Source organism: Asanoa ishikariensis, assembly GCF_900107455.1.
Lineage (GTDB): Bacteria > Actinomycetota > Actinomycetes > Mycobacteriales > Micromonosporaceae > Asanoa > Asanoa ishikariensis.
Map to the genome: position 1 here is coordinate 1,680,206 of NZ_FNQB01000002.1, position 18,633 is coordinate 1,698,838.

Consider the following 18,633-nt stretch of genomic DNA (forward strand, 5'->3'; position numbering starts at 1 on the left):
CCGTGGACGCCACGCAGCGGGATCGACGTGCCGCGCAGGCGCGCGTCGCCGCCGACCGGCTCGTCGCCGACGGCATCGACGGCGTCGCTCTGACCTGGGTGGACACCAGCGGGGTCACGCGGGTCAAGGCGGTGCCGGCGGCCCGCCTGCCGCACGCGGCCGCGTGGGGTGCGGGCGCGGCACCGGTCTTCGACACCTTCCTCGTCGACGACGGCTCGGTGCGCGGCCGCTTCGCCGGTGGCCCGGTCGGCGACCTGCGGCTGCACCCCGACCTCGACCGGCTCGTGCCGCTGGCCGCCTCGCCGGGCTGGGCCTGGGCTCCGGCGGAGCGGTTCGACCAGGCCGGCGAGCCGCACCCGCTGGACGGCCGCTGGCTGCTGCGCCGCGAGGTCGACCGGCTCGCGGCGGCGGGGCTGACGGTGTGGGCCGGTTTCGAGGTCGAGTGGTGCGCGTCCCGGGGGACCGGCGACGACTTCGTCCCGGCGACCACCGGTCCGGCGTACGGGATGACTCGGCTCGTCGAGCTGGCGCCCTACCTGCGCGCGATCCTCACAGCGCTGGCCGCACAGGGTGTCACGGTCGAGCAGATCCATCCGGAGTACGCGCACGGCCAGTTCGAGGTCGCGCTCGCGCCGGAGCACCCGGTCGCCGCCGCCGACACGGTGGTGCTCGTGCAGGAGACGATCCGCGCGGTCAGCTCCGCGCACGGGCTGCGCCCGTCGTTCGCGCCCGTGGTCAGCGCCGGGAAGGTCGGCAACGGTCGGCACGCGCACCTGAGCGTGCTGCGCGACGGCGTGAGCGCGATGACGGGCGGGGCCGGCCCGTTCGGTCTCGACCGCGACGGCGAGGGCTTCGCCGCCGGCATCCTGTCCCGGCTGCCGGCCCTGCTCGCGCTCGGCGCCCCGTCGGTGGCCTCGTACCTGCGGCTGGTGCCCGAGCGCTGGGCCGGCGCGTACGCCTGCTGGGGTCTGGAGAACCGCGAGGCGGCGCTGCGGATGATCGCCGGGCCGAACGCCAACATCGAGGTGAAGTGCGTCGACGCGGCGGCGAACCCGCATCTGCTGCTCGCCGGTCTGCTCGCGGCGGGCCGGGCGGGCGTCACGGCGGGCGCGCGGCTGCCGGATCCGGTGCCCGTCGACCCCCATGACGCCAGCGGCACCGAGCGGCTGCCGGCCTCGCTGACCGCGGCGGTGGCCGCGTTCGAGGCGGACGAGGTGCTCGCACTTGCCCTGGGCGAGGCGCTGGTCGACACCGTCGCGGCGGTCCGGCACGGGGAGATCACGCTGTTCGAGGGCGCCGACGACGAGACTGTGGTGGCCGCTACTCGCTGGCGCTATTGATCCCGTCGCTATTGATCCCGTGCAGGAGCAGGTCGATCAGGCGGCTGGCCAGCTCGCGCTCGCGTTCCGCGCCGGCGATCAGGGTGATGCCGCCCAGGCCGAGCAGCACGTCGTACGGGTCGACGCCGGCGCGAACGACGCCTTCGGCCTCGCCCGCCTCCAGCAGGGTGGCCAGGGCGCCGCGTAGCTGGGCCCGGGTCTGCGACCGGTCGTCGGCCGAGAGCAGGACGGCACGCAGCGCCTCGCCCATCCCGCGCTTCGCGGCCATGAAGTCGACGAACCGCTCCATCCAGGCGGTCAGCGCGACGGCCGGCGGTGCGGTGGCCAGCAGTTCGGGCGCGGCGGCGCACAGCCGCTCGACCTCGTTGCGGTAGACCGCCTCGATCAGTGCCTCGCGGGTCGGGAAGCGCCGGTAGAGGGTGCCGATGCCGACCCCGGCCTCGCGGGCGATCGCCTTCAACGAGGCGTCCGTGCCCTCGCGGGCGAACGCGTCCGCCGCGACGGCGAGCAGGCGGTCGTGGTTGGCGCGCGCGTCGGCCCGCAACATGCCTCCCGGGTGTGACGTGGATCGCTGGTTAACCGGAGCCGGGTCCGTTTATGGTTCGGCTTAGCGGAGCCGGGTCCGTTTACAGCTTAGCCCCTGGGAGGAACCATGATCACCACTCCGTTCGGCGCCACCTCGACCGCCGCCGACGTGCTCTCGGGCGTCGACCTGACCGGGCGGCGTGCGGTCGTCACGGGTGGGTCGTCCGGCATCGGCGCGGCGACCGTCCGCGCGCTGGCCGGCGCCGGTGCGGAGGTGACCCTGGCCGTCCGCGACGTCGCCGCGGGGGAGCGGGTCGCCGCGACCACCATCGGCCCGCCACCGGCCGTCGCGCCACTGGATCTGGCCGACCCGGCCTCGGTGGCGGCGTTCGTGGCGGCCTGGTCGGGTCCGCTGGACATCCTGGTCAACAACGCCGGGATCATGGCGACGCCGCTGCTGCGTACGGCACGGGGTTGGGAGCTTCAGCTCGCGACCAACCACCTCGGGCATTTCGCGCTGGCGGTCGGGCTGCATGCCGCGCTCGCGGCCGCCGGGGACGCCCGGATCGTCTCGGTGAGCTCGGTCGGGCACGTCAACGCCGGCATCGACTTCGACGACATCAATTTCGAGCGCCGGCCGTACGACCCGTGGGTGGCCTATGGGCAGTCGAAGACGGCGAACATCCTCTTCGCGGTCGAGGCGGCCCGCCGCTGGGCGGACGACGGGATCGCCGTGAACGCGCTGAACCCCGGCCGGATCACCGGGACGAACCTCAGCCGGCACATCGGGGATCTCGCCAACGCGCCGGCGTCCTTCGAGCCGGGAAGCACCGACGTGTCGTGGAAGGACGTCGAGCAGGGAGCGGCGACCTCGGTGCTGCTCGCCGGTTCGCCACTGGTCGCGGGCGTCACCGGGCGCTACTTCGAGGACTGCGCTGAGGCGGCACCGCACCGGCCCGGCGTGCGGCGTGGCGTGGCCGCGTACGCGTTGGATCCCGAGGCGGCCGAGCGGCTCTGGCAGTTGTCCGCTTAGAACCGGCTCGCGTACAGCGGGGCCGGGCTGCTGTCCCACATCGGCATGGTCCAGGTCAGGCCCGCGTCGCGGGCGGCCCGGCGGACCTCGTCGAGGAAGACGGTGACCCGGCCACCGATCCACTCGAGGTCGGCGGGGCCGAGCAGCGGCACCGCGCCCACCCGGGTCTCGGCCAGCACGCACGGGCGGCCGTCGCGGGCGACCTGGCGGATCGACTCACCCGTGCGGTCGAGGTGGGTGAGGACGACCGGGACGATGAGCTCCGCCACCATCGCGGTCCAGTGTGGATTGACCAGCAGGCCGTGGTGGGTCAGCGCACGTAGCGGGCAACCGTCGCCGACCACCCGGGCGGCCAGGAGACCCGCGCCGCCCCGTACCCCGGCATCGAACCGGTAGACGCAGGTCAGTTGGCGGATCCGGGTCGCGCGTCGCTTTTCCATGATCTTCCCCTTCGGGACCGTTCACGGCAGACGGTGTGCGGGTGGTTCTGCCGCGTCGGGCCGGACACCGTTTCCGGTGCCCGGCCCTTCCGCAGCGGTAGTGCTCGTGTTACTAGCGGGTGACGACGACCCGGACCGAGTCGAACGCGGGGATCTGGTTGGCCCGCACCATCATCGGGATGCGGTGCGAACCGTCACCGGCCCACGCGGCGCACTGGGCGACACCGGTCGCGGCCAGACCAGGCACGGTCACGGTCACAGTGTCGGGGGCAGCGCCGCCGCCGCCGTCCTCAACCGCCTTGAAGAAGGCCGGCACCGGAGCCGGGTCCTGGGCGCCACGGCCGCTCAGCAGGCGGCAGGCCATGTGGAAGTGACCGCGGACCAGGCCCTCCTCGGTGAGGAAGGAGCTCTCCTTGTAGTAGCCACCCGCGCCGGCCGGCAGGAACCGGTCACGGACCAGGTTGCGGGTGCTCACCTGGATGTCGAACGGCTGGTTGATCCGGGCCCGGGCGGGCGCCCGGCTGATCAGCAGCGTCGGGTTGTTCTCGACGGAGCCGACCTCACCGAACTGGGTGGTGACGCAACGCGGGCCGGCCTGGAAGCCGTCGTGCTGCTGGAGGCTGCTGCCGTCGCAGGTGTTGCCGAGCGGCTCCGGCAGCGCCGGGGGCGGCGGGGGAGCGGCGGGCGAGGTCGGGCTGGTGGTGGGATCGCTGCCATTGCCCGTGCCCGTGCTCGGCGAGGTCGTGCTGCCGGGGCTCGAACCGCCGTTGTTGCCACCGCCGTTGTTGCCGCCACCGTTCGAGCCGCCGTTGGAGCTGGACGGCGTGGTGGTCGGTCGGCAGTTCCGGTTCCGGTCGTTGTTCTGGCGCCGCTGCTCGGCCTGGGCCTTCGCGGCGGCGGAGGCCGTCGCCTTGGCCGCGGCCGCCGCCTTGGCGTCGACGGCGGGGGCGTCGCCCGTCGTGCCGTCGCCGGCCGCACCGGCCACCTCACCGGCCGGAGCGTCAGCCGGCGGCGTCGCGTTCGGGTCCTGCTCGGTGCTGTGGTCGTGCGCTGCGGCGGCGGCCGATGTCGGCTGACACCACGGCAGGTTGTTGCCGCTGTTGTGACCCCGGCGGCTGCCCGCGAGCGACACCTGTGTGACAGCCACGAGGCCGGCGAATACCGCCAGCGTCGCGAACACGGCGATGTACCGCCGGTTCTTGCGGGGGGCCTGCCTACTTCTGGTCATTACGTGTCACCTTCCATGTGGACACACGCCGTTGCGGTTTGTTTGTTTTTGTGGTGTTACCGAGGACGCGTTACGCGGATCATGGTGATGACGCCGGCGATGAGCGCGGCTCCCAACACCAGCCAGATCACTGTCGGACTGACACCGCTCTTGATGTAGCCCGCGGCGGGAACGGGGCCGCCGGCCGGCTCGGGGGGAAGCGGAATGTGTTGCCAGTCGACCAGGGAAGTGCTTTCCAGCAGCGTGAGGTGCGTACTCACGAACTGGTTCGACTGTTGAGCCAGCTCACGGACGAGGTCGTTGCGGGTGCCGGCGCGGACGAAGGCGATGGCGGAGTAGACCTTGCCGTGCGCGACGCGCAGCCGGTCGACGAAAATTTGGTCGAACTCGTCGCCCTCGGCGTCGCGCATTTCCTGCAGCCAGAACTGCTGGTCGGCGTTGGGCTCGTTCGGGATCTCGATGCCGAGGCGCTGGGCTGCCGTGACGTCGAGCTTGTCGAGGACGGCGTGCTGCTCGGCAATCATCTTGCCGATCTCCTTGACCCGCGGGTTCTTGCCCTTCTCCACGGCCATCTCGCCGGCGGGCTGTTCCCACAGGCCGGCGAGCCGCACCTTGACCACCAGGTCGACGTCCGAGGGACCGACCGGACCGTATTTTCCGTTCTCGGCGATAGCCACGTCCGGCGGCACCGGAACCGGCAGCTTCTCCGGACCCGGCGACGGCGCGAGGTAGCGCAGCTTGCTCGTGTCCTGCATGGCATTCATCGCGGCCAGGTGTGCGGCGGCGTTGCTGTTCCAGGTGGCCTGGTTCATCGCCGCCATGTGCTCGGTGTGGCTCATCCCCGCCATGTGGCCGGGATGGGTCATGGCGCCGCCACCCACGGCCGCCACCGGGGCACGGTAGTGGTCGTTGGCCAGGGCCGCGGACGCCGGCACCAGCGCCACCAACGACGCCACCGCGATCGCTCGCGCTCCCAACCCGACCAGCTGCCGGACTTCCACTTTCACTCCTCCGGGGACGGCGGCCGTAGCCGCACCTCGACACGCAGAGAGACGATAAACGTCTGTCAATTAGAGAAGGCTTAAGTGAAGGAAGGCCTAGGCCACTCCTAAAGCAAATTTATAGTTCGCGAACCGACTGTCCGGTGACCGTTCCTGTGCGTGTTGGCCACGGAAAACTTCCCCCGAAACGCGCGACGGCACCAGATTGACAATTCGTCGTGCCGCACCATACTTGCGTTGTCCCCACATCCCCTCACGAACATGGGAGGAACCGCCGTGCGCAACGCACAGGAGAGCGTGCACATCGTCGCGGCCACAGTTGGGTTCGTGTCGCTCTTCCTGCTCTGGCTGGCGGTCCTCTGGGGACTCATGCTCCGCAACGGTTGGGCCCAGAGCCGGATCAAGCACGCCACTGTGTACGGAATCCACCAGACCATCGCGCTGCTCGGCCTCACGCTCGGCGTGGTGCACGGGTTCACGCAGCTCGCCGGCCCCATGGGCACGGTCAGACTGGTCGACGTGGTTGTGCCTTTCACCAACCCGTACGACCCGATCGGCATCGGCGTCGGCGTGATCTCGCTCGAGCTCTTCGCGGCCTGCACCCTTTCGGTGCTGATCCAGAAGAAGATCGGCTACACCCGCTGGCGGGCGTTCCACGCGTTCAACTACGTCGCCTACATGCTCCTGGTCGGACACGTGCTGATGTCCGGCTCCGAGATGGCCGCGGGCATCCGCTGGGGCGCCGTCCTCGGCTCCTTCGTGATCACCCTGCTGTTGTGGATGACCACGACACCCTGGTGGCTCGGTTGGCGCCAGGAGCGCAACAACCGACGCAACGACCGCGCCGGCGTCGGCGACGAGCTGCTGGTGAACGTGGACGGCAACCGGTGCGCGCGGTTCGGGTTCTGCGAGCACGAGGCGCCCAAGGTGTTCGCCCTGCGTGGCGACGGACGCCTGGCCTACAAGGCGACCGTGCCGCCCGAGCTCGCGAATGACGTGATCAGAGCCGTGGAGGTGTGTCCGGCCCGAGCGATCCAGCTCAACCGGACCGCGACCACGGTGGTTACCCAAAAGAAGACTGAGCCGGCCGAGGAACCACTGACCGGCCCCACACGGATTCCGGCGGGCTCGGGCGCCGGACCACGTCGACGTAGCAGGGGAGACCGATGACGCGGCGGAACAGGCGCGCGGACTACGGCCGGATTCTGATCGTCGGAACGGGACGCGCTGGCGTTGCCGCGGCCGAGGAGCTTCGGCGCCAGGGATACCCGGGCGAGATCGCGATGGTCGGTGCGGAAAAGGAAGGCCCGTACGACCGTCCGTCGTGCTCCAAGGGCATCCTGACCGGCCACAAGCGCCCGCAGGACACCCGGATGCCGTTCCACGACGAAGACCTGACCTGGTATCTGGGCCGGCGCGCCGTGGACCTCGACCCGGACAACCGCCGGGTGGAGACCGACACCGGCGAGTCCTTCGCGTACGACGGTCTGGTCATCGCCACCGGCTCGTCGCCCAGCATGCCCAAGTGGGCCGCCGAGCCGGGTGTGCACCTGCTGCACAACCTCGAGCACGCCTGGTCGCTGCGCCGCGCACTGCGCGACGCGGAGCGGGTCATCATCGTGGGCGGCGGCATCACCGGCAGCGAGGTCGCCTCCGCGGTGCGCTCGATGGCCCGCAACTGCGTGGTCATCGACTCCAAGCAGCAGGTGATGGTCCGGGCGCTCGGCGAAGAGGTCGGCAACCACGTCACCGATGTGATGCGTGGCGAAGGCGTCGACTTCCGCCTCGGCCACCGGGTGGCCTCCGCCAACCGGTTCCGCGACGGCTGGATGGTGCAACTCGACGACGGCGAGAACCTGGTCGGCGACGTGGTGGTCGCGACCACCGGTGGCCGCCCGGACACCGCCTGGCTGGAGAACGCGGGCATCGACCTGTCCAAGGGCGTCGTCTGCGACGAGAGCCTGCGGGTGGTCGGCCTCGAAGATGTCGTCGCCTGTGGAGCGGTCGCGACCTGGCCCAACCTGCGGTACGGCCCGCAGCTACGCAAGGCCGAGCACTGGATCAGCTCCCTCGAGCAGGGCCGCGGCGCAGCCCGCACGCTGCTCGCCGAGGACGGCGACCCGGGCCCGGTCACGGTCATCCCGCGCTTCTGGACCGAGCAATGGGGCCTGCGCATCCAGGTCTGCGGCGAGCTCGTACCCGACGGCGAGGTCTCGATCAGCGAGATGAAGCGGCACCGCCGCGACACCGCCCGCGCCGGCGTCGTGGTCGGGTACCACCGCGACGACCGCCTGGTCGGCCTGGTCTCGGTCAACGCGGCGCACGCTTTCACCTCGCTCGCCCGCGCGATGATCGCGACCCCGCTGCCGGCCGTGCAGGCAACCCCGATGCCGCTGCAGACGGACAAGCCGCTCAACACCGAAATCGCCGAGCCGGCCCGCCGCCGCCTCGCCTCGGTGGCCTGACCCGCGACAATGTGAATTGTTAATATTACGGTCGGTCACTTAAGAAAGAAATAAGCAAAGAATAGGGTTGGCCGGAGCATTTAGCTCCGGCCAACCTCGCATTCAGCGGTAAGCGATGCGCGCGATGGTAGGCAACCGCCTGCCAGCGCCCTATGGACCTAGCCCGAAGTGGTGGACAGCGTTCGGTGGCCACACCCACTCAACGGTTTCCGCTCGCGACCACGACCTGGTCGTGTGGCAGTGGGAACTCGCGGTCGGGTCACGCCAGGGTGAACGTGGTGGTGTCCGGGCCGGGTGTTGGTGTGGCGGCGGCTTGGTCGCGCGGCGGGGTGCGGCGGCGGCTTGGTCGCGGCACTCGCCCGGCGGCCCGCACCGCGGCGACCGCAGCGCGCAGCCCGGCGTTCTCGCGGCCGGGGGGTCGCAATCTGGTCGTGCGGCGGTGGATGCGGCCACGGGCAGGTCGCAAGAGGGTGGTCGTGGTGGCGGCCCCGGCCGCGCGGGGTGCGGTCGCGATCTAGTTGCGCGGCAGCGGTGTGGCCGCGAGCGGGTCGTGACTGCGGGGTCGACGGTGACCCCGATGTCCAGGCACCGGGTCCCAGCCGGTGATGCCGACGGCCAGCGGCGCGCCGGGCGCGAGCGGCACCACGGGGTGCACCCAGTGGACGGCGGGGCCGGACAAGGGGGGGCGGGCGCGGCGCGTCGCGGCAAGGAACCTCGACGATCAGGTCGTCTGTCATAACGCGTCATCGGCACGGGTGTGCCGCGACCGAGGGTCCGGTCCATGATCCTGTGCGTCTGGTCGACAACCCGCACAGCATCCGCCCACGATCATGTGTGGCTGGTCGGGTGCTGGCGCGGCGTGGCGCCCAGACCCGGCGCACACGATCACGCAAACCCATCCCGCCATACAGATCCACCACACAGGACCACGCCCACCCGCCCAGCCACCAACCCGGCCCGATCACGATCAGGCGAGGCAAGCCCTTGCAAGTGATCCAGGGACGCCACTAGGCGGTGGCGCGATCAGGGCACCCATCCGGGTGGTGGCGGGAGCCGGGCGCTGCCGGGTGGTGGCGGGAGCCGGGCGCGGCCGGGTGGTGGTGGGAGCCGGGCGCGGCCGGGTGGTGGTGGGAGCCGGGCGCTGCCGGGTGGTGGTGGGAGCCGGGCGCTGCCGGGTGGCGTCGGCCGCGTCGTCGCCGACTCCGGCTGGCGGCCGCCGTCGGTCGCCGTGATGAAGACATGCGGCCGCGTGCGGAAAGCCACCGAGCGGCTCTTCACCCCGCGCCCCCAGCGGCGGCGTTCAGGCGGGGGCGGGTAGGGCTTCTTCTAAGAGCGAGGCCACGCGGGCGGTGTCGCCGGCGGTGTGGGCGGCCAGTAGGTCGGCGAAGCGTTCCGCTGGCATGACCGGGACGCCCAGGTCTTCGGCCTTGGCGGCCTTGGAGCCGGCGCCGTCGCCGACGACGACCAGGTCCGTGCGCTTTGAGACTGAGCCCGAAGACTTGCCGCCGAGGCGTTCGACTGCCTCGTTGCCCTCGTCGCGGGTCAGGCCTGGCACTGAGCCGGTCACCACCACCGTCATCGACGTGCCGTCGGGCTTGCGGAACGGGGCAACTGCGGCGCCCGCGTCGCCGTCGATGTCGCCGGTGGCCGTGGGCGCGGCGCCGGGGTCGACCGGCTCGGCCATGTTGACGCCTCGGGCGGCGAGCTTGTCGATGACCGGGCGTAGCTCGACGAGCTCGGCCGCGATCGTCACCGCTCGCTCAGGGCCCACGCCCTCGACTGTTTGTAGGTCTTCGACTGTCGCGGCTAGCAGGGCGTCCATCGTGGTGAAGTGGCGGGCCAGCCGGCGGGACATGGAGCGGCCCGTCATTCGTAGGCCCAGGCCGGTCAGCACCCGCGAGAACGGTTGGGCCTTGGAGCCCTGGATGCTCGCTACCAGTTTGCCCGCGGAGACGTCGCCCATGCGGTCGAGGGGCTTGAGTGTTGCCACGTCCAGGTCGTAGAGGTCGGCGGGGTCGGTGACCAGGCCGGCGCGGACCAGGAGGTCGATGATCTTGTCGCCCAGGCCTTCGATGTCCATCGAGGTGCGGGCCGTGTAGTAGGCCAGCGACTCGTGCGCACCGCAGGCCCGGCCGCGGGTGCAGCGCCAGCGTTTCTGGGTGCGGTTGATCTCGCCGCCGCAGCGTGGGCACTCAACAGGCGGGGCGAAGGGCTCCGAGGAGTCCGGGCGCTCGTCGAGCTTGGCGCCGGTCACCTCCGGAATGACGTCGCCGGCCCGGCGGACGAAGACCGTGTCGCCGGCCCGGACGTTGCGGCGGGTCAGGTCGTCGAAGTTGTGCAGCGTCGCCGAGGTGACCGTGACGCCGCTGATCTGGACCGGCTCGAGGACCGCGACCGGTGTGATCACGCCCGTGCGGCCGACCTGGACCTCGATGCGCAGCAGCGTCGTGGTGCGGGTGTCGGCCGGGAATTTGTAGGCGATGCCCCAGCGCGGCGCCCGGCTCGACGAGCCGGCCTCGTCACGGTCGAGAGCGGCGTCGGCCTTGACCACGGCGCCGTCGACGCCGAAACCGAGCGTGAGGCGACCCGCATCCAGGCTCTCGATCGCCGCGACCACCTCGGAGATCGTCGCGCACATCGGCATGCCGGCGGCGGAGCCCGCCGTCGTGGCCACGCCCAGCGACGCGACATAGCCCATCGCGCCGGCGTGTGACAGGTGGGCGGTCGGGTCGAGCCCGTGCACCGCGTAGGCGAAGAAGGACAACGGTGCCGAGTAGGCCCGGTCGACCGCGCGCAGGGTGCCGGCGGCCGCGCTGCGCGGGTGGGCGAACGGCGGCTCGCCGTGGCCGGTGCGTAGCTCGTTGGCCAGCGCGAAGTCGGCCTCGGTCATGAAGACCTCGCCACGGATCTCCAGGGTGACCGGCTCGGCCAGCCGGTGCGGCAGACCGACCGCCCGCCGCGCCTGGCCCGTGACGTCTTCGCCGGCCCGCCCGTCGCCCCGCGTGATCACCTGGGTGAGCTCGCCGTCGGCGTAGCGGGCCGAGATCGCCAACCCGTCGATCTTCGGCTCGACCGTGTAGCCCGCCGCCGGCCGCCCGAGGATGCGGTCGAGCCGGGCCGCCCACTTGGTCAGCCCTTCGGCGTCGAAGACGTTGTCGAGGCTCAGCATCGGCGTGGTGTGCGGCACATCGCCGACCACGCCACCGCCGGCGCCGACAGTTTCCGTCGGCGACTCCGCGACCGTCCACTCCGGACTCGCGGCCTCGGTGGCGGCGACCCGGGCGATCAGGGCGTCGTAGGTGGCGTCGTCCATCGCCAGCGTCGAACCCGAGTAGTAGTCGCGAGCCGCCGCACGGATCTGCTCGACCGCGGCCGTGTAGTCGGCGCGCGAGTCGAAGGCCGCAGCGTGCGCGGGATCGACGGTCGTGGACATCTTGGCCCCCATGAGCAGCATCGGACGAACACCACGACCCTAGCGGGCGGGTACGACAAGACGGCGTCAGCCGGCCGCCGTCCGACGAGCGGCGTACGCGCGCAGGGCTCGCAGAAAATCGATCTTGCGGAAGCCGGGCCAGTAGACGTCGCAGAAATACAGCGAGGAGAACGCCGACTGCCAGAGCAGAAACCCCGACATCCGTTGCTCGCCACTCGTCCGGATGACCAGGTCAGGGTCCGGCAGCCCGCTCGTGTCGAGATGCGCGTCGATGTCAGATGGTGCGAAACGGTCTGCCAGCGCGAGCGGCGACTCTCCGGACGCCGCCGCCGCGACCAGACCCCGCCGAACCGCCTCGACCACCTCCGACCGGCCGTCATAGCCGATGGCCACCGTCAAGGTCCACGGCCGGTCCCGGGTCGCCAGAACCGCGTCCGAGAGCGCCAGCCGAGTCGAGGACGGTAACAACGAGACCTGCCCGGCGACCCGCACCCGCCACGGGCTCGACGGGCGGGCCAGCCGCTCACGGCACGCGTCCTCGATCAGCCGCAGCAGGTGGTCGACCTCGCCCGCCGAGCGCTTGCGCAGGTTGTCGGCCGACGCGGCATAGACCGTGACGCAGCCGATGCCGAGTTCACCGCACCAGCCGAGGACCCGGTCGAGGTGCTCCGCGCCGTGCCGATGTCCGTCGCCGGATGAGGCGTACCCCATCTGCTTCGCCCATCGGCGATTGCCGTCCGTGACGATCGCGACGTGCCGCGGCACCGAGGTCAACGTGCGTCGAAGTCTTCGCGCATAGGCGCGCTCGGCGAGCGCTCGCACCGACGTGATCATGCCCGATCAAACCACGAAGGCCGTCCGAGAGGGGGAAAATCAATCCCGGAGACGGGGGGTACGCGCATGCGCGTGGCAGTCATCGGCGGCACCGGACTGGTCGGGCGCCAGACCGTGGCGGCGCTCGAGGCCAGGGGTCACGACCCGGTCGTGGTGTCGCGGAGCACGGGCGTCGACGTGATCACCGGTGACGGGCTCGAGGCCGCGCTCGACGGGGTGGGCGCCGTCATCGACGTGATCAGCTTCGAGTCGGCCGACCGGGCCGAGGCGGAGAGCTTCTTCGCGACGGAGACCGAGAACCTGCAGGCCGCCGAGCAGCGCGCGGGCGTCGGCCACCACGTGCTGTTGTCGATCGTCGGGGTCGACAACGTCGAGGGCAACGCGCACTACGCCGGCAAACGCATCCAGCAAGCCATGGTCAGCGACGGCGCGACCCCGTGGACCATCGTCGCCGCGACCGAGTTCTTCGACTTCGCCGCGATGGTCGTCGGGTGGACCCGCACCGGCGACACCGCGGTCGTCCCGCCGCTGTTGGTGCAGCCCATCGCGGTCGCCGACGTGGCCGACGTCCTGGCCGAGGTGGCGGTGGGAAAGCCGTTGGGCCGCACCATCGAGATCGCCGGCCCGGACACCCACGACCTGGTCGACATGGCCCGCCGCACCCTGACCGCGCGGGGCGAGGCCCTCAGGCTGGTCGCGAGCTGGCGGGACAGCCCGCTCGGCGTCGAGATGGCGGGCGACGTGCGCCTGCCCGGCGACGGCGCCCGCATCGCGCCGACCACCTTCGAGACCTGGCTGGCGGCCGAGAGCAGGGGCTGACGAACACGCCACCCTGCTGCCATCCTGAGGCGTGACCACCGCGCGCACGACCACAGTGGACCGCCGACCGGAGCTCGACGCGATCCGCACGCTGGTGGTCGTCGGCCTGGTGTTCTTCCACTCCGCGCTGGTGTTCGACGAGAACGACGACTTCTACGTCAAGAACGCCGACACGACCAGCATCACCACCGTGCTCGCCGGTTTCGCGGTCCTGTGGGCGATGCCGGCGCTGTTCCTCATCGCGGGCTTCGGCTCGTGGCACTCGATGGACCGGCGCGGCCCGGGCGGCTTCGCGCGCGAGCGCCTCCAACGCCTCGGCGTGCCACTGCTCTTCGCGATCCTCACCTTCCTGCCGGTGCCACCGTGGCTGCGACTCAAGGCGGTCGACCCCGGCTACCACGAGAGCTACCTGGCGTTCCTGCCGAAGTTCTACACCGTGCACCTCGACCTCGCGGACTTCCCGTTCGTCCTGGGCGGCGACTACTTCGAGACCGGCCACCTCTGGTTCGTCGTCCTGCTGCTCACCTTCGCGCTGCTGCTCGCGGCCGCGAGCAGGTGGGCGCCACGGGCGGGCGAGGCCAAGGAGGCGCTGGCCCGCGCGGTCGGCCGGCGCGGGGTGGTGCTGCTGCCCGCGGTCGTGATGTCGGCGATCTGTGCCTTTGTCGGCATGGAGGAGGCGTTCGCCGGCTGGAGCCGCTGGGCGTACCTGCTGTTCTTCCTCAGCGGTTTCCTGCTCGCCTCCGACGACCGCTTCCGGGTGGCGATGCGGCGAGACGCCGTGCCCGCCGCCATCACAGCGGCCGCCGTCTTCGCGGTGACCGGCCCGGTCCTGCTGACCGCCGGCGACGACCCCTTCACGGCGATGACCGCGCACGCGATCGTCGCCCGGGCGCTGTTCGGCTTCGCCGGCTGGTGCGCGGTGGTGGCGATCCTGGGCCTGCTCGACCGCCGCAACACTACGCGCACACCAAGAGAGCCCAGCCGCGCCTACCTCTACCTCGCCGTCGCCGCGCTCCCGATCTACGTGCTGCACCAGCCGATCGTCGTCGCTGTCGCCTACGGGGTCGTGCGCTGGGACGCGCCCATCATCGTCAAATATCTGGCGATCGTCACCGCCGCCCTGACGTTGACCCTGGCCGCGTACGAGTTCCTGGTCCGCCGCACCAGGCTCACCCGCTACCTGTTCGGCATGCGCCTACGATGAGCCGAATGAGTGACAACCGAAGGGCCCTCGTGGTCCGCGGCGGCTGGGACGGACACGTACCGGTCGAAGCGACCGACGGGTTCGTGCCGTTCCTCCGCGAACAGGGCTTCCAGGTCGACATCAGCGAAACCCTCGACGTGTACGCCGACCCGACCGCGCTGACCGGCCTCGACCTGATCGTCCAGTGCTGGACGATGGGCACGGCGACCGACGCCCAGATCGACGGCCTGATCGGTGCGGTGCGCTCCGGCACCGGTTTCGCCGGCTGGCACGGCGGCATCGTCGACTCGTTCCGGTCGTCGACCCGCTACCTGCAGATGACCGGCGGCCAGTTCGCCGAGCACCCGGACAACTTCGTCGACTACGAGGTCGAAGTCGTGCCGGAGCGCGCCGAACATCCGATCGTCGTCGGGCTGCCGGCCAAGTGGTCGCTGCACACCGAGCAGTACTGGATGCTCACCGACGAGCTGTCCGACGTTCTGGCCACCACCCGGTTCCGGGCGACGGCGGACACCGCCTGGCGCGATGACGTGGTGGTGCCGGCGGTCTGGACCCGCCAATGGGGCCAGGGCAGGATCTTCGTGTCCACGGTCGGGCACAAGCTCGAGGACCTGGACCACCCGGACGTACGCACGCTGACCGAACGCGGCCTGCTCTGGGCGGCGCGCCAGGCCTAGGGGCAGTCGGGCGCCTTGCACCCTCGGCGGGCTTTGGCATGCAGTTCGAAGTCGTGGTGGCTGATCCGCACCAGGCTCAGCCGGGGGCGCATCGGGCCGCGGGCCCAGTAGGACCGCACCCGATCCAGCTCGCGTAGGGCCGCGGCCTCATCCGACCGCGGACAGCCGAACTCATGGTCTCCGGCGGGCCACTCCAGGCGGACCGCCCACAGCGCGTTCCTCCGCAACACAGTCTTCCCCTTCGATGCATCCAGCGTGCCTGGCCGGCCGAGGGGGAAGTCACCGGCGTCCATGATTTTACCCGTTACACGGCTCCGGAAACTGTCGTGAAGTAGTGCGAGAGAAACGCGTCCGGGTGGACTTGCGACGCGACCTCGTGCGGGCCGTGGGCGTCGGGTCGCCACCGGGTGCCGCCGTCGGTGGTGTCCACGGTCACCTCGCCACGGGTGAAATCGCACAGCTCGGGCGCGAAGATCGTGGCGGCCGCGAGCGGGTCGTGGAAGGTCACCTGCGGGCGCTCGGCGAACCACGACCCCGCCAGGTCCGCCACGGGGTGGAGCAGTGGGTGGTCGCAGCGGGCCAGGAAGTCGCCGGCGTCCATCCGTACGCGCCGGGTGACGTCGAGGCCGACCGAGCGGTGCACGCGGGCGGAGGCCGCGTAGACGCGGGCCGCGGCGTAGGGGTCGTTGCGGATGTTCCACTCCGGACCGCCCTGCCCGAGGAACGCCCCGCCCATCAACACCAGCCCGCGCAGCAACGACGGGACGGCCGGGTCGACCGCGAACAGCAGCGCCACGTTGGTCAGCGGGCCGATGGCGAGCAGGGTGACCTCGCCCGGGTGGGCGTGGATCGTGCGGCGCAGGAACTCGACCGCCTCGCCGATCGGGAACACCTCGTCGTGCGGCCACCGCTCCAACGCCGCGGCCTGCGGTGGCGGCTTCTGCAAGGGTGGTCCCACCAGCGGGACCCCGGCGCCGGGCAGGATGGGCACGTCGCGCCCGGCGACCCGGCACAGCACGCTGGCCAGCGATGCGCGGTCGACCGGAGCCGCGGTCACCGTGGTGATCCCGAGCAGCTCGCACTTTGGCTGCGCGAGCAGGTACGCCAGGCAGACGGCATCGTCGATGTCGTTGCCGATGTCGGTGTCCAGCAGCACTAGCTCGGCCATGGCACCAGGATGTCAGGACACCTCGGCCAACCGCTCGGCCAGGATGATTCGGGAAGCGGCCTGGATCAACGCCAGATGTGAGAACGCCTGTGGGAAGTTGCCCAGGTGCCGCCCGGTCTTCACCTCGAACTCCTCGGCGTACAGGTTGAGCGGTGAGCCGACCTTGAGCAGCCGCTCCATCAGTTGGACCGCGCGCTCCACCTCGCCGATCGCGGTCAGTGCGGACACCATCCAGAACGAGCAGATCAGGAACGAGCCCTCCTTGCCGGACAGGCCGTCGTCGGTCTGGTCGGTGTGGTAGCGCAGCACGAACCCGTCCTCGGTGAGGTCCTTGGCGATCGCCTCGACCGTCTTGCGCATCCGCTCGTCGCTCGACGGCAGGAAGTTGTAGAGCACGGCGAGCAGCGTGGAGGCGTCCAGCGCGTCCGTGTCGTAGTGCTGGCGCAGCACACCGTCGTCCCGTACACCGTGGGCCAGGATGTCGTCGTGTATCTCCTTGGCCGATGCCGCGAGGCGCTCCGCCGAGTCCTTGTGCCCGCGGATCTCGGACAGCCGGGACGCCCGGTCCATCGCGATCCAGCACATCAGCTTCGAGGAGACGTAGTGCTGCGGGTCGCCGCGGGCCTCCCAGATGCCCTGGTCCGGGTTGCGCCAGACCTTCTCGGCCGACTCCGCCTGGCTGGCCACGATCGGCCAGAGCCGCCGGGGCATCCGTTGGCTGCGCCTGGTGTGCAGGAGCACCGAGTCGAGCACCGCGCCGAACACGTCGTTCTGCCGCTGGCTGTAGGCGCTGTTGCCGATCCGCACCGGCCGCGCGCCGTCGTACCCGGAAAGGTCGTCACGCAGCTTCTCGGTGAGGTCGCGGCGCCCGTCGATGCCGTACATGATCTGCAATGTGCCGTCGTGGTTGGGCTCGATGTCCGCGACGAACTGCATGAACTCGTCGGCTTCCCAGTCCAGGTTCAGATAGTGCAGCGCCTGCATGGTGAACGAGCTGTCGCGCATCCAGGTGTACCGGTAGTCCCAGTTGCGTTCCCCGCCCGGCGTCTCCGGCAGGGAGGTGGTCAGGGCCGCCACGGTCGCACCGGTCGGCATGTACGTCAGCCCCTTGACCGCGAGCGCGGATCGCTGCAGGGCGTCCCGCCAGCGGTGGTCCGGGATCCGGGCGCCGGCCAGCCAGTTGCGCCAGTAGGCCGTGGTGTTGTCGATGCAGGCCATCGCCTCGGCGAAGGTGCCCGGGGTGGCGAGCTGGTCGGCCCAGGACAGCACGCAGTACGCGTGGTCACCGCGGTTGAGCCGGCGCCGGCCACGGATCCGGTTGCCCTCGATGCCCATCGCCATGTCGGACCGCAGGCGCACGGTGACCCCGGCCCCGGTGCCGTCGGCCACGTGCTGGTCGTTATCTACAAAGGACCAACTGGCCGGGGTGCGTCCGTAGTCGAACGCCGGCTCGCAGATCAGCTCGATGTCGACGTGCCCGTCTAGGCATTCGACGGTACGCACGAAGAGGTGGTCGGCGTCCTCGTCGTACGGCGGCCGGCTGTGCGGGGTGACCAGGTCCGGCCCGTTCGACGGACCGATGGTCAGCGCGTCGCGGACCTGGATCCAGCCGGTCAACGTGCGCCAGGTGGTGACCAGCACGTTGGTGCCCGGCTCGTAGTCGCGCGCGGTGAAATGGTTGATCCCGTAGGGACCGAGCCGGAACATCCCGGACTCGCGGTCGAGCACGCTGCCGAAGATGGCAGGTGAGTCGAACCGGGGGACGCACAGCCAGTCGACCGAACCGTCGGGCGCGACCAGCGCGCCGGTGTGGCAGTTGGAGAGGAAGGCGTAGCTCTCGATCGGCGGGAACGGCGAGCGGACCGGGGTACTCGTGACCCAGCCGCTCGCCGCCCGCACGTTCCGCCCGCCCGCCGCGACCAGCCCACCGGCACCGGAGATCGCGGCGGCCGCTTCGGCATTGTCCGGGTTGCTGGTCATGGCGTCACATCACCGCATCGGAGCGGTGCCGGTGCGGGGCAGGTCGCCGGTGTCGTCGCGCATGGCGTGCGTGCCCATGGTCTGCGGCTTCCAGACGGCCAGCGCCCAGATCACGAACACCGCCATCGCGATCTCCAGCAGCGACCAGAACGGGTAGTAGGGAATGAAGAAGAAGTTGGCCGTGGCGGACAGCACGGCGAAGAAGATGCCGAGCCCCCGAGCCCAGGCGGCGCCGGTGAACAGCGCCAGACCAGCGAGCGCGGCCAGCGCGCCCAGCACGATGTGCAGGATGCCCCAGCCCGTGGTGCTGAACGAGTAGAGGTAGTTCTGCGTCACGACGAAGAAGGAACCCCTGACGACCGCGACGATTCCCATCACGAGCTGCCAGAGACCCATCATCAGCAGAACCACCGCGGCGAAGATCGCACCGCTCGCCGCCCACAACTGCCTGCTCGACGTATCCCGCGTCATCGCGTACCTCCGATG

Annotated in this window: 19 protein-coding genes; 7 read left to right on the top strand and 12 right to left on the bottom strand. The window is 70.9% G+C overall.

Annotation, left to right across the window (positions count from 1 at the left end; translation table 11 throughout):
- Positions 1–2 precede the first annotated feature (2 nt).
- The gene (locus tag BLV39_RS22240) at positions 3–1,340 is read left to right on the top strand and encodes a type I glutamate--ammonia ligase (RefSeq protein ID WP_204082827.1); all 1,338 of its coding nucleotides are present in this window, start codon (positions 3–5) and stop codon (positions 1,338–1,340) included.
- Here BLV39_RS22240 and BLV39_RS22245 read toward each other — a convergent pair.
- Entirely contained in the window at positions 1,321–1,887 is a 567-nt protein-coding gene (locus BLV39_RS22245; protein ID WP_090795993.1) for a TetR/AcrR family transcriptional regulator, read from the bottom strand. The genes BLV39_RS22240 and BLV39_RS22245 overlap by 20 nt on opposite strands.
- A gap of 105 nt (positions 1,888–1,992) precedes the next feature.
- Here BLV39_RS22245 and BLV39_RS22250 point away from each other — a divergent pair, with 105 nt between their 5' ends.
- The gene (locus BLV39_RS22250; RefSeq protein ID WP_090795996.1) at positions 1,993–2,898 is read left to right on the top strand and encodes an SDR family NAD(P)-dependent oxidoreductase; all 906 of its coding nucleotides are present in this window, start codon (positions 1,993–1,995) and stop codon (positions 2,896–2,898) included.
- Here BLV39_RS22250 and BLV39_RS22255 read toward each other — a convergent pair.
- From BLV39_RS22255 to BLV39_RS22265, 3 genes are all read right to left on the bottom strand, one after another.
- A complete protein-coding gene (locus BLV39_RS22255) occupies positions 2,895–3,338 on the bottom strand; it encodes a hypothetical protein (RefSeq protein ID WP_090796000.1) in 444 nt (147 codons plus the stop codon). The genes BLV39_RS22250 and BLV39_RS22255 overlap by 4 nt on opposite strands.
- A 112-nt stretch (positions 3,339–3,450) precedes the next feature.
- A complete protein-coding gene (locus BLV39_RS22260) occupies positions 3,451–4,566 on the bottom strand; it encodes a hypothetical protein (RefSeq protein ID WP_090796003.1) in 1,116 nt (371 codons plus the stop codon).
- A 56-nt stretch (positions 4,567–4,622) separates the two neighbouring features.
- Positions 4,623–5,510 (bottom strand): DUF4142 domain-containing protein, encoded by an 888-nt coding sequence (locus tag BLV39_RS22265; RefSeq protein ID WP_239083822.1) that lies wholly within the window; start codon positions 5,508–5,510, stop codon positions 4,623–4,625.
- 318 nt (positions 5,511–5,828) lie between these two features.
- Here BLV39_RS22265 and BLV39_RS22270 point away from each other — a divergent pair, with 318 nt between their 5' ends.
- Entirely contained in the window at positions 5,829–6,737 is a 909-nt protein-coding gene (locus BLV39_RS22270) for a ferredoxin (RefSeq protein WP_090796007.1), read from the top strand.
- Positions 6,734–8,032, top strand: coding sequence for an NAD(P)/FAD-dependent oxidoreductase (locus tag BLV39_RS22275; protein ID WP_090796011.1), 1,299 nt, complete (start codon positions 6,734–6,736; stop codon positions 8,030–8,032). Before BLV39_RS22270 ends, BLV39_RS22275 begins: the two co-directional genes overlap by 4 nt.
- Positions 8,033–8,546: 514 nt before the next feature.
- On the opposite strand, the gene BLV39_RS44830 is transcribed toward BLV39_RS22275, so the two are convergent.
- The 4 genes from BLV39_RS44830 to uppS form a co-directional block, all read right to left on the bottom strand.
- The gene (locus BLV39_RS44830; protein ID WP_275414273.1) at positions 8,547–8,678 is read right to left on the bottom strand and encodes a hypothetical protein; all 132 of its coding nucleotides are present in this window, start codon (positions 8,676–8,678) and stop codon (positions 8,547–8,549) included.
- Positions 8,679–9,055: 377 nt separating this feature from the next.
- Complete coding sequence (locus BLV39_RS42435) at positions 9,056–9,295, bottom strand: hypothetical protein (protein WP_143049842.1); 240 nt, start codon at positions 9,293–9,295, stop codon at positions 9,056–9,058.
- 37 nt (positions 9,296–9,332) lie between these two features.
- Positions 9,333–11,486: an NAD-dependent DNA ligase LigA gene (gene ligA, locus BLV39_RS22280; protein WP_239083784.1), complete on the bottom strand. Its 2,154-nt coding sequence runs from the start codon at positions 11,484–11,486 to the stop codon at positions 9,333–9,335.
- A 45-nt stretch (positions 11,487–11,531) separates the two neighbouring features.
- Positions 11,532–12,287 (bottom strand): polyprenyl diphosphate synthase, encoded by a 756-nt coding sequence (uppS, locus tag BLV39_RS22285; RefSeq protein ID WP_239083783.1) that lies wholly within the window; start codon positions 12,285–12,287, stop codon positions 11,532–11,534.
- A gap of 78 nt (positions 12,288–12,365) precedes the next feature.
- On the opposite strand from uppS, the gene BLV39_RS22290 reads away from it, so the two are divergent.
- The 3 genes from BLV39_RS22290 to BLV39_RS22300 are packed head-to-tail and all read left to right on the top strand — an operon-like array spanning position 12,366 to position 14,999.
- Positions 12,366–13,118 (top strand): SDR family oxidoreductase, encoded by a 753-nt coding sequence (locus BLV39_RS22290; RefSeq protein ID WP_090796018.1) that lies wholly within the window; start codon positions 12,366–12,368, stop codon positions 13,116–13,118.
- A 31-nt stretch (positions 13,119–13,149) separates the two neighbouring features.
- The gene (locus BLV39_RS22295; protein ID WP_090796022.1) at positions 13,150–14,322 is read left to right on the top strand and encodes an acyltransferase family protein; all 1,173 of its coding nucleotides are present in this window, start codon (positions 13,150–13,152) and stop codon (positions 14,320–14,322) included.
- A gap of 5 nt (positions 14,323–14,327) precedes the next feature.
- Entirely contained in the window at positions 14,328–14,999 is a 672-nt protein-coding gene (locus tag BLV39_RS22300) for a ThuA domain-containing protein (protein WP_204082825.1), read from the top strand.
- On the opposite strand, the gene BLV39_RS22305 is transcribed toward BLV39_RS22300, so the two are convergent.
- From BLV39_RS22305 to BLV39_RS22320, 4 genes are all read right to left on the bottom strand, one after another.
- The gene (locus BLV39_RS22305; RefSeq protein WP_143049843.1) at positions 14,996–15,229 is read right to left on the bottom strand and encodes a hypothetical protein; all 234 of its coding nucleotides are present in this window, start codon (positions 15,227–15,229) and stop codon (positions 14,996–14,998) included. The genes BLV39_RS22300 and BLV39_RS22305 overlap by 4 nt on opposite strands.
- 74 nt (positions 15,230–15,303) lie before the next feature.
- Positions 15,304–16,167 carry a nucleoside hydrolase gene (locus BLV39_RS22310; RefSeq protein ID WP_090796032.1) on the bottom strand — a complete coding sequence of 288 codons (864 nt, stop codon included), beginning with the start codon at positions 16,165–16,167 and terminating at the stop codon, positions 15,304–15,306.
- Positions 16,168–16,179: 12 nt separating this feature from the next.
- Complete coding sequence (locus BLV39_RS22315; RefSeq protein WP_090796036.1) at positions 16,180–18,147, bottom strand: glycoside hydrolase family 15 protein; 1,968 nt, start codon at positions 18,145–18,147, stop codon at positions 16,180–16,182.
- Positions 18,148–18,156: 9 nt separating this feature from the next.
- Positions 18,157–18,618, bottom strand: coding sequence for a DUF7144 family membrane protein (locus tag BLV39_RS22320; RefSeq protein WP_176985013.1), 462 nt, complete (start codon positions 18,616–18,618; stop codon positions 18,157–18,159).
- Positions 18,619–18,633: the final 15 nt, after the last annotated feature.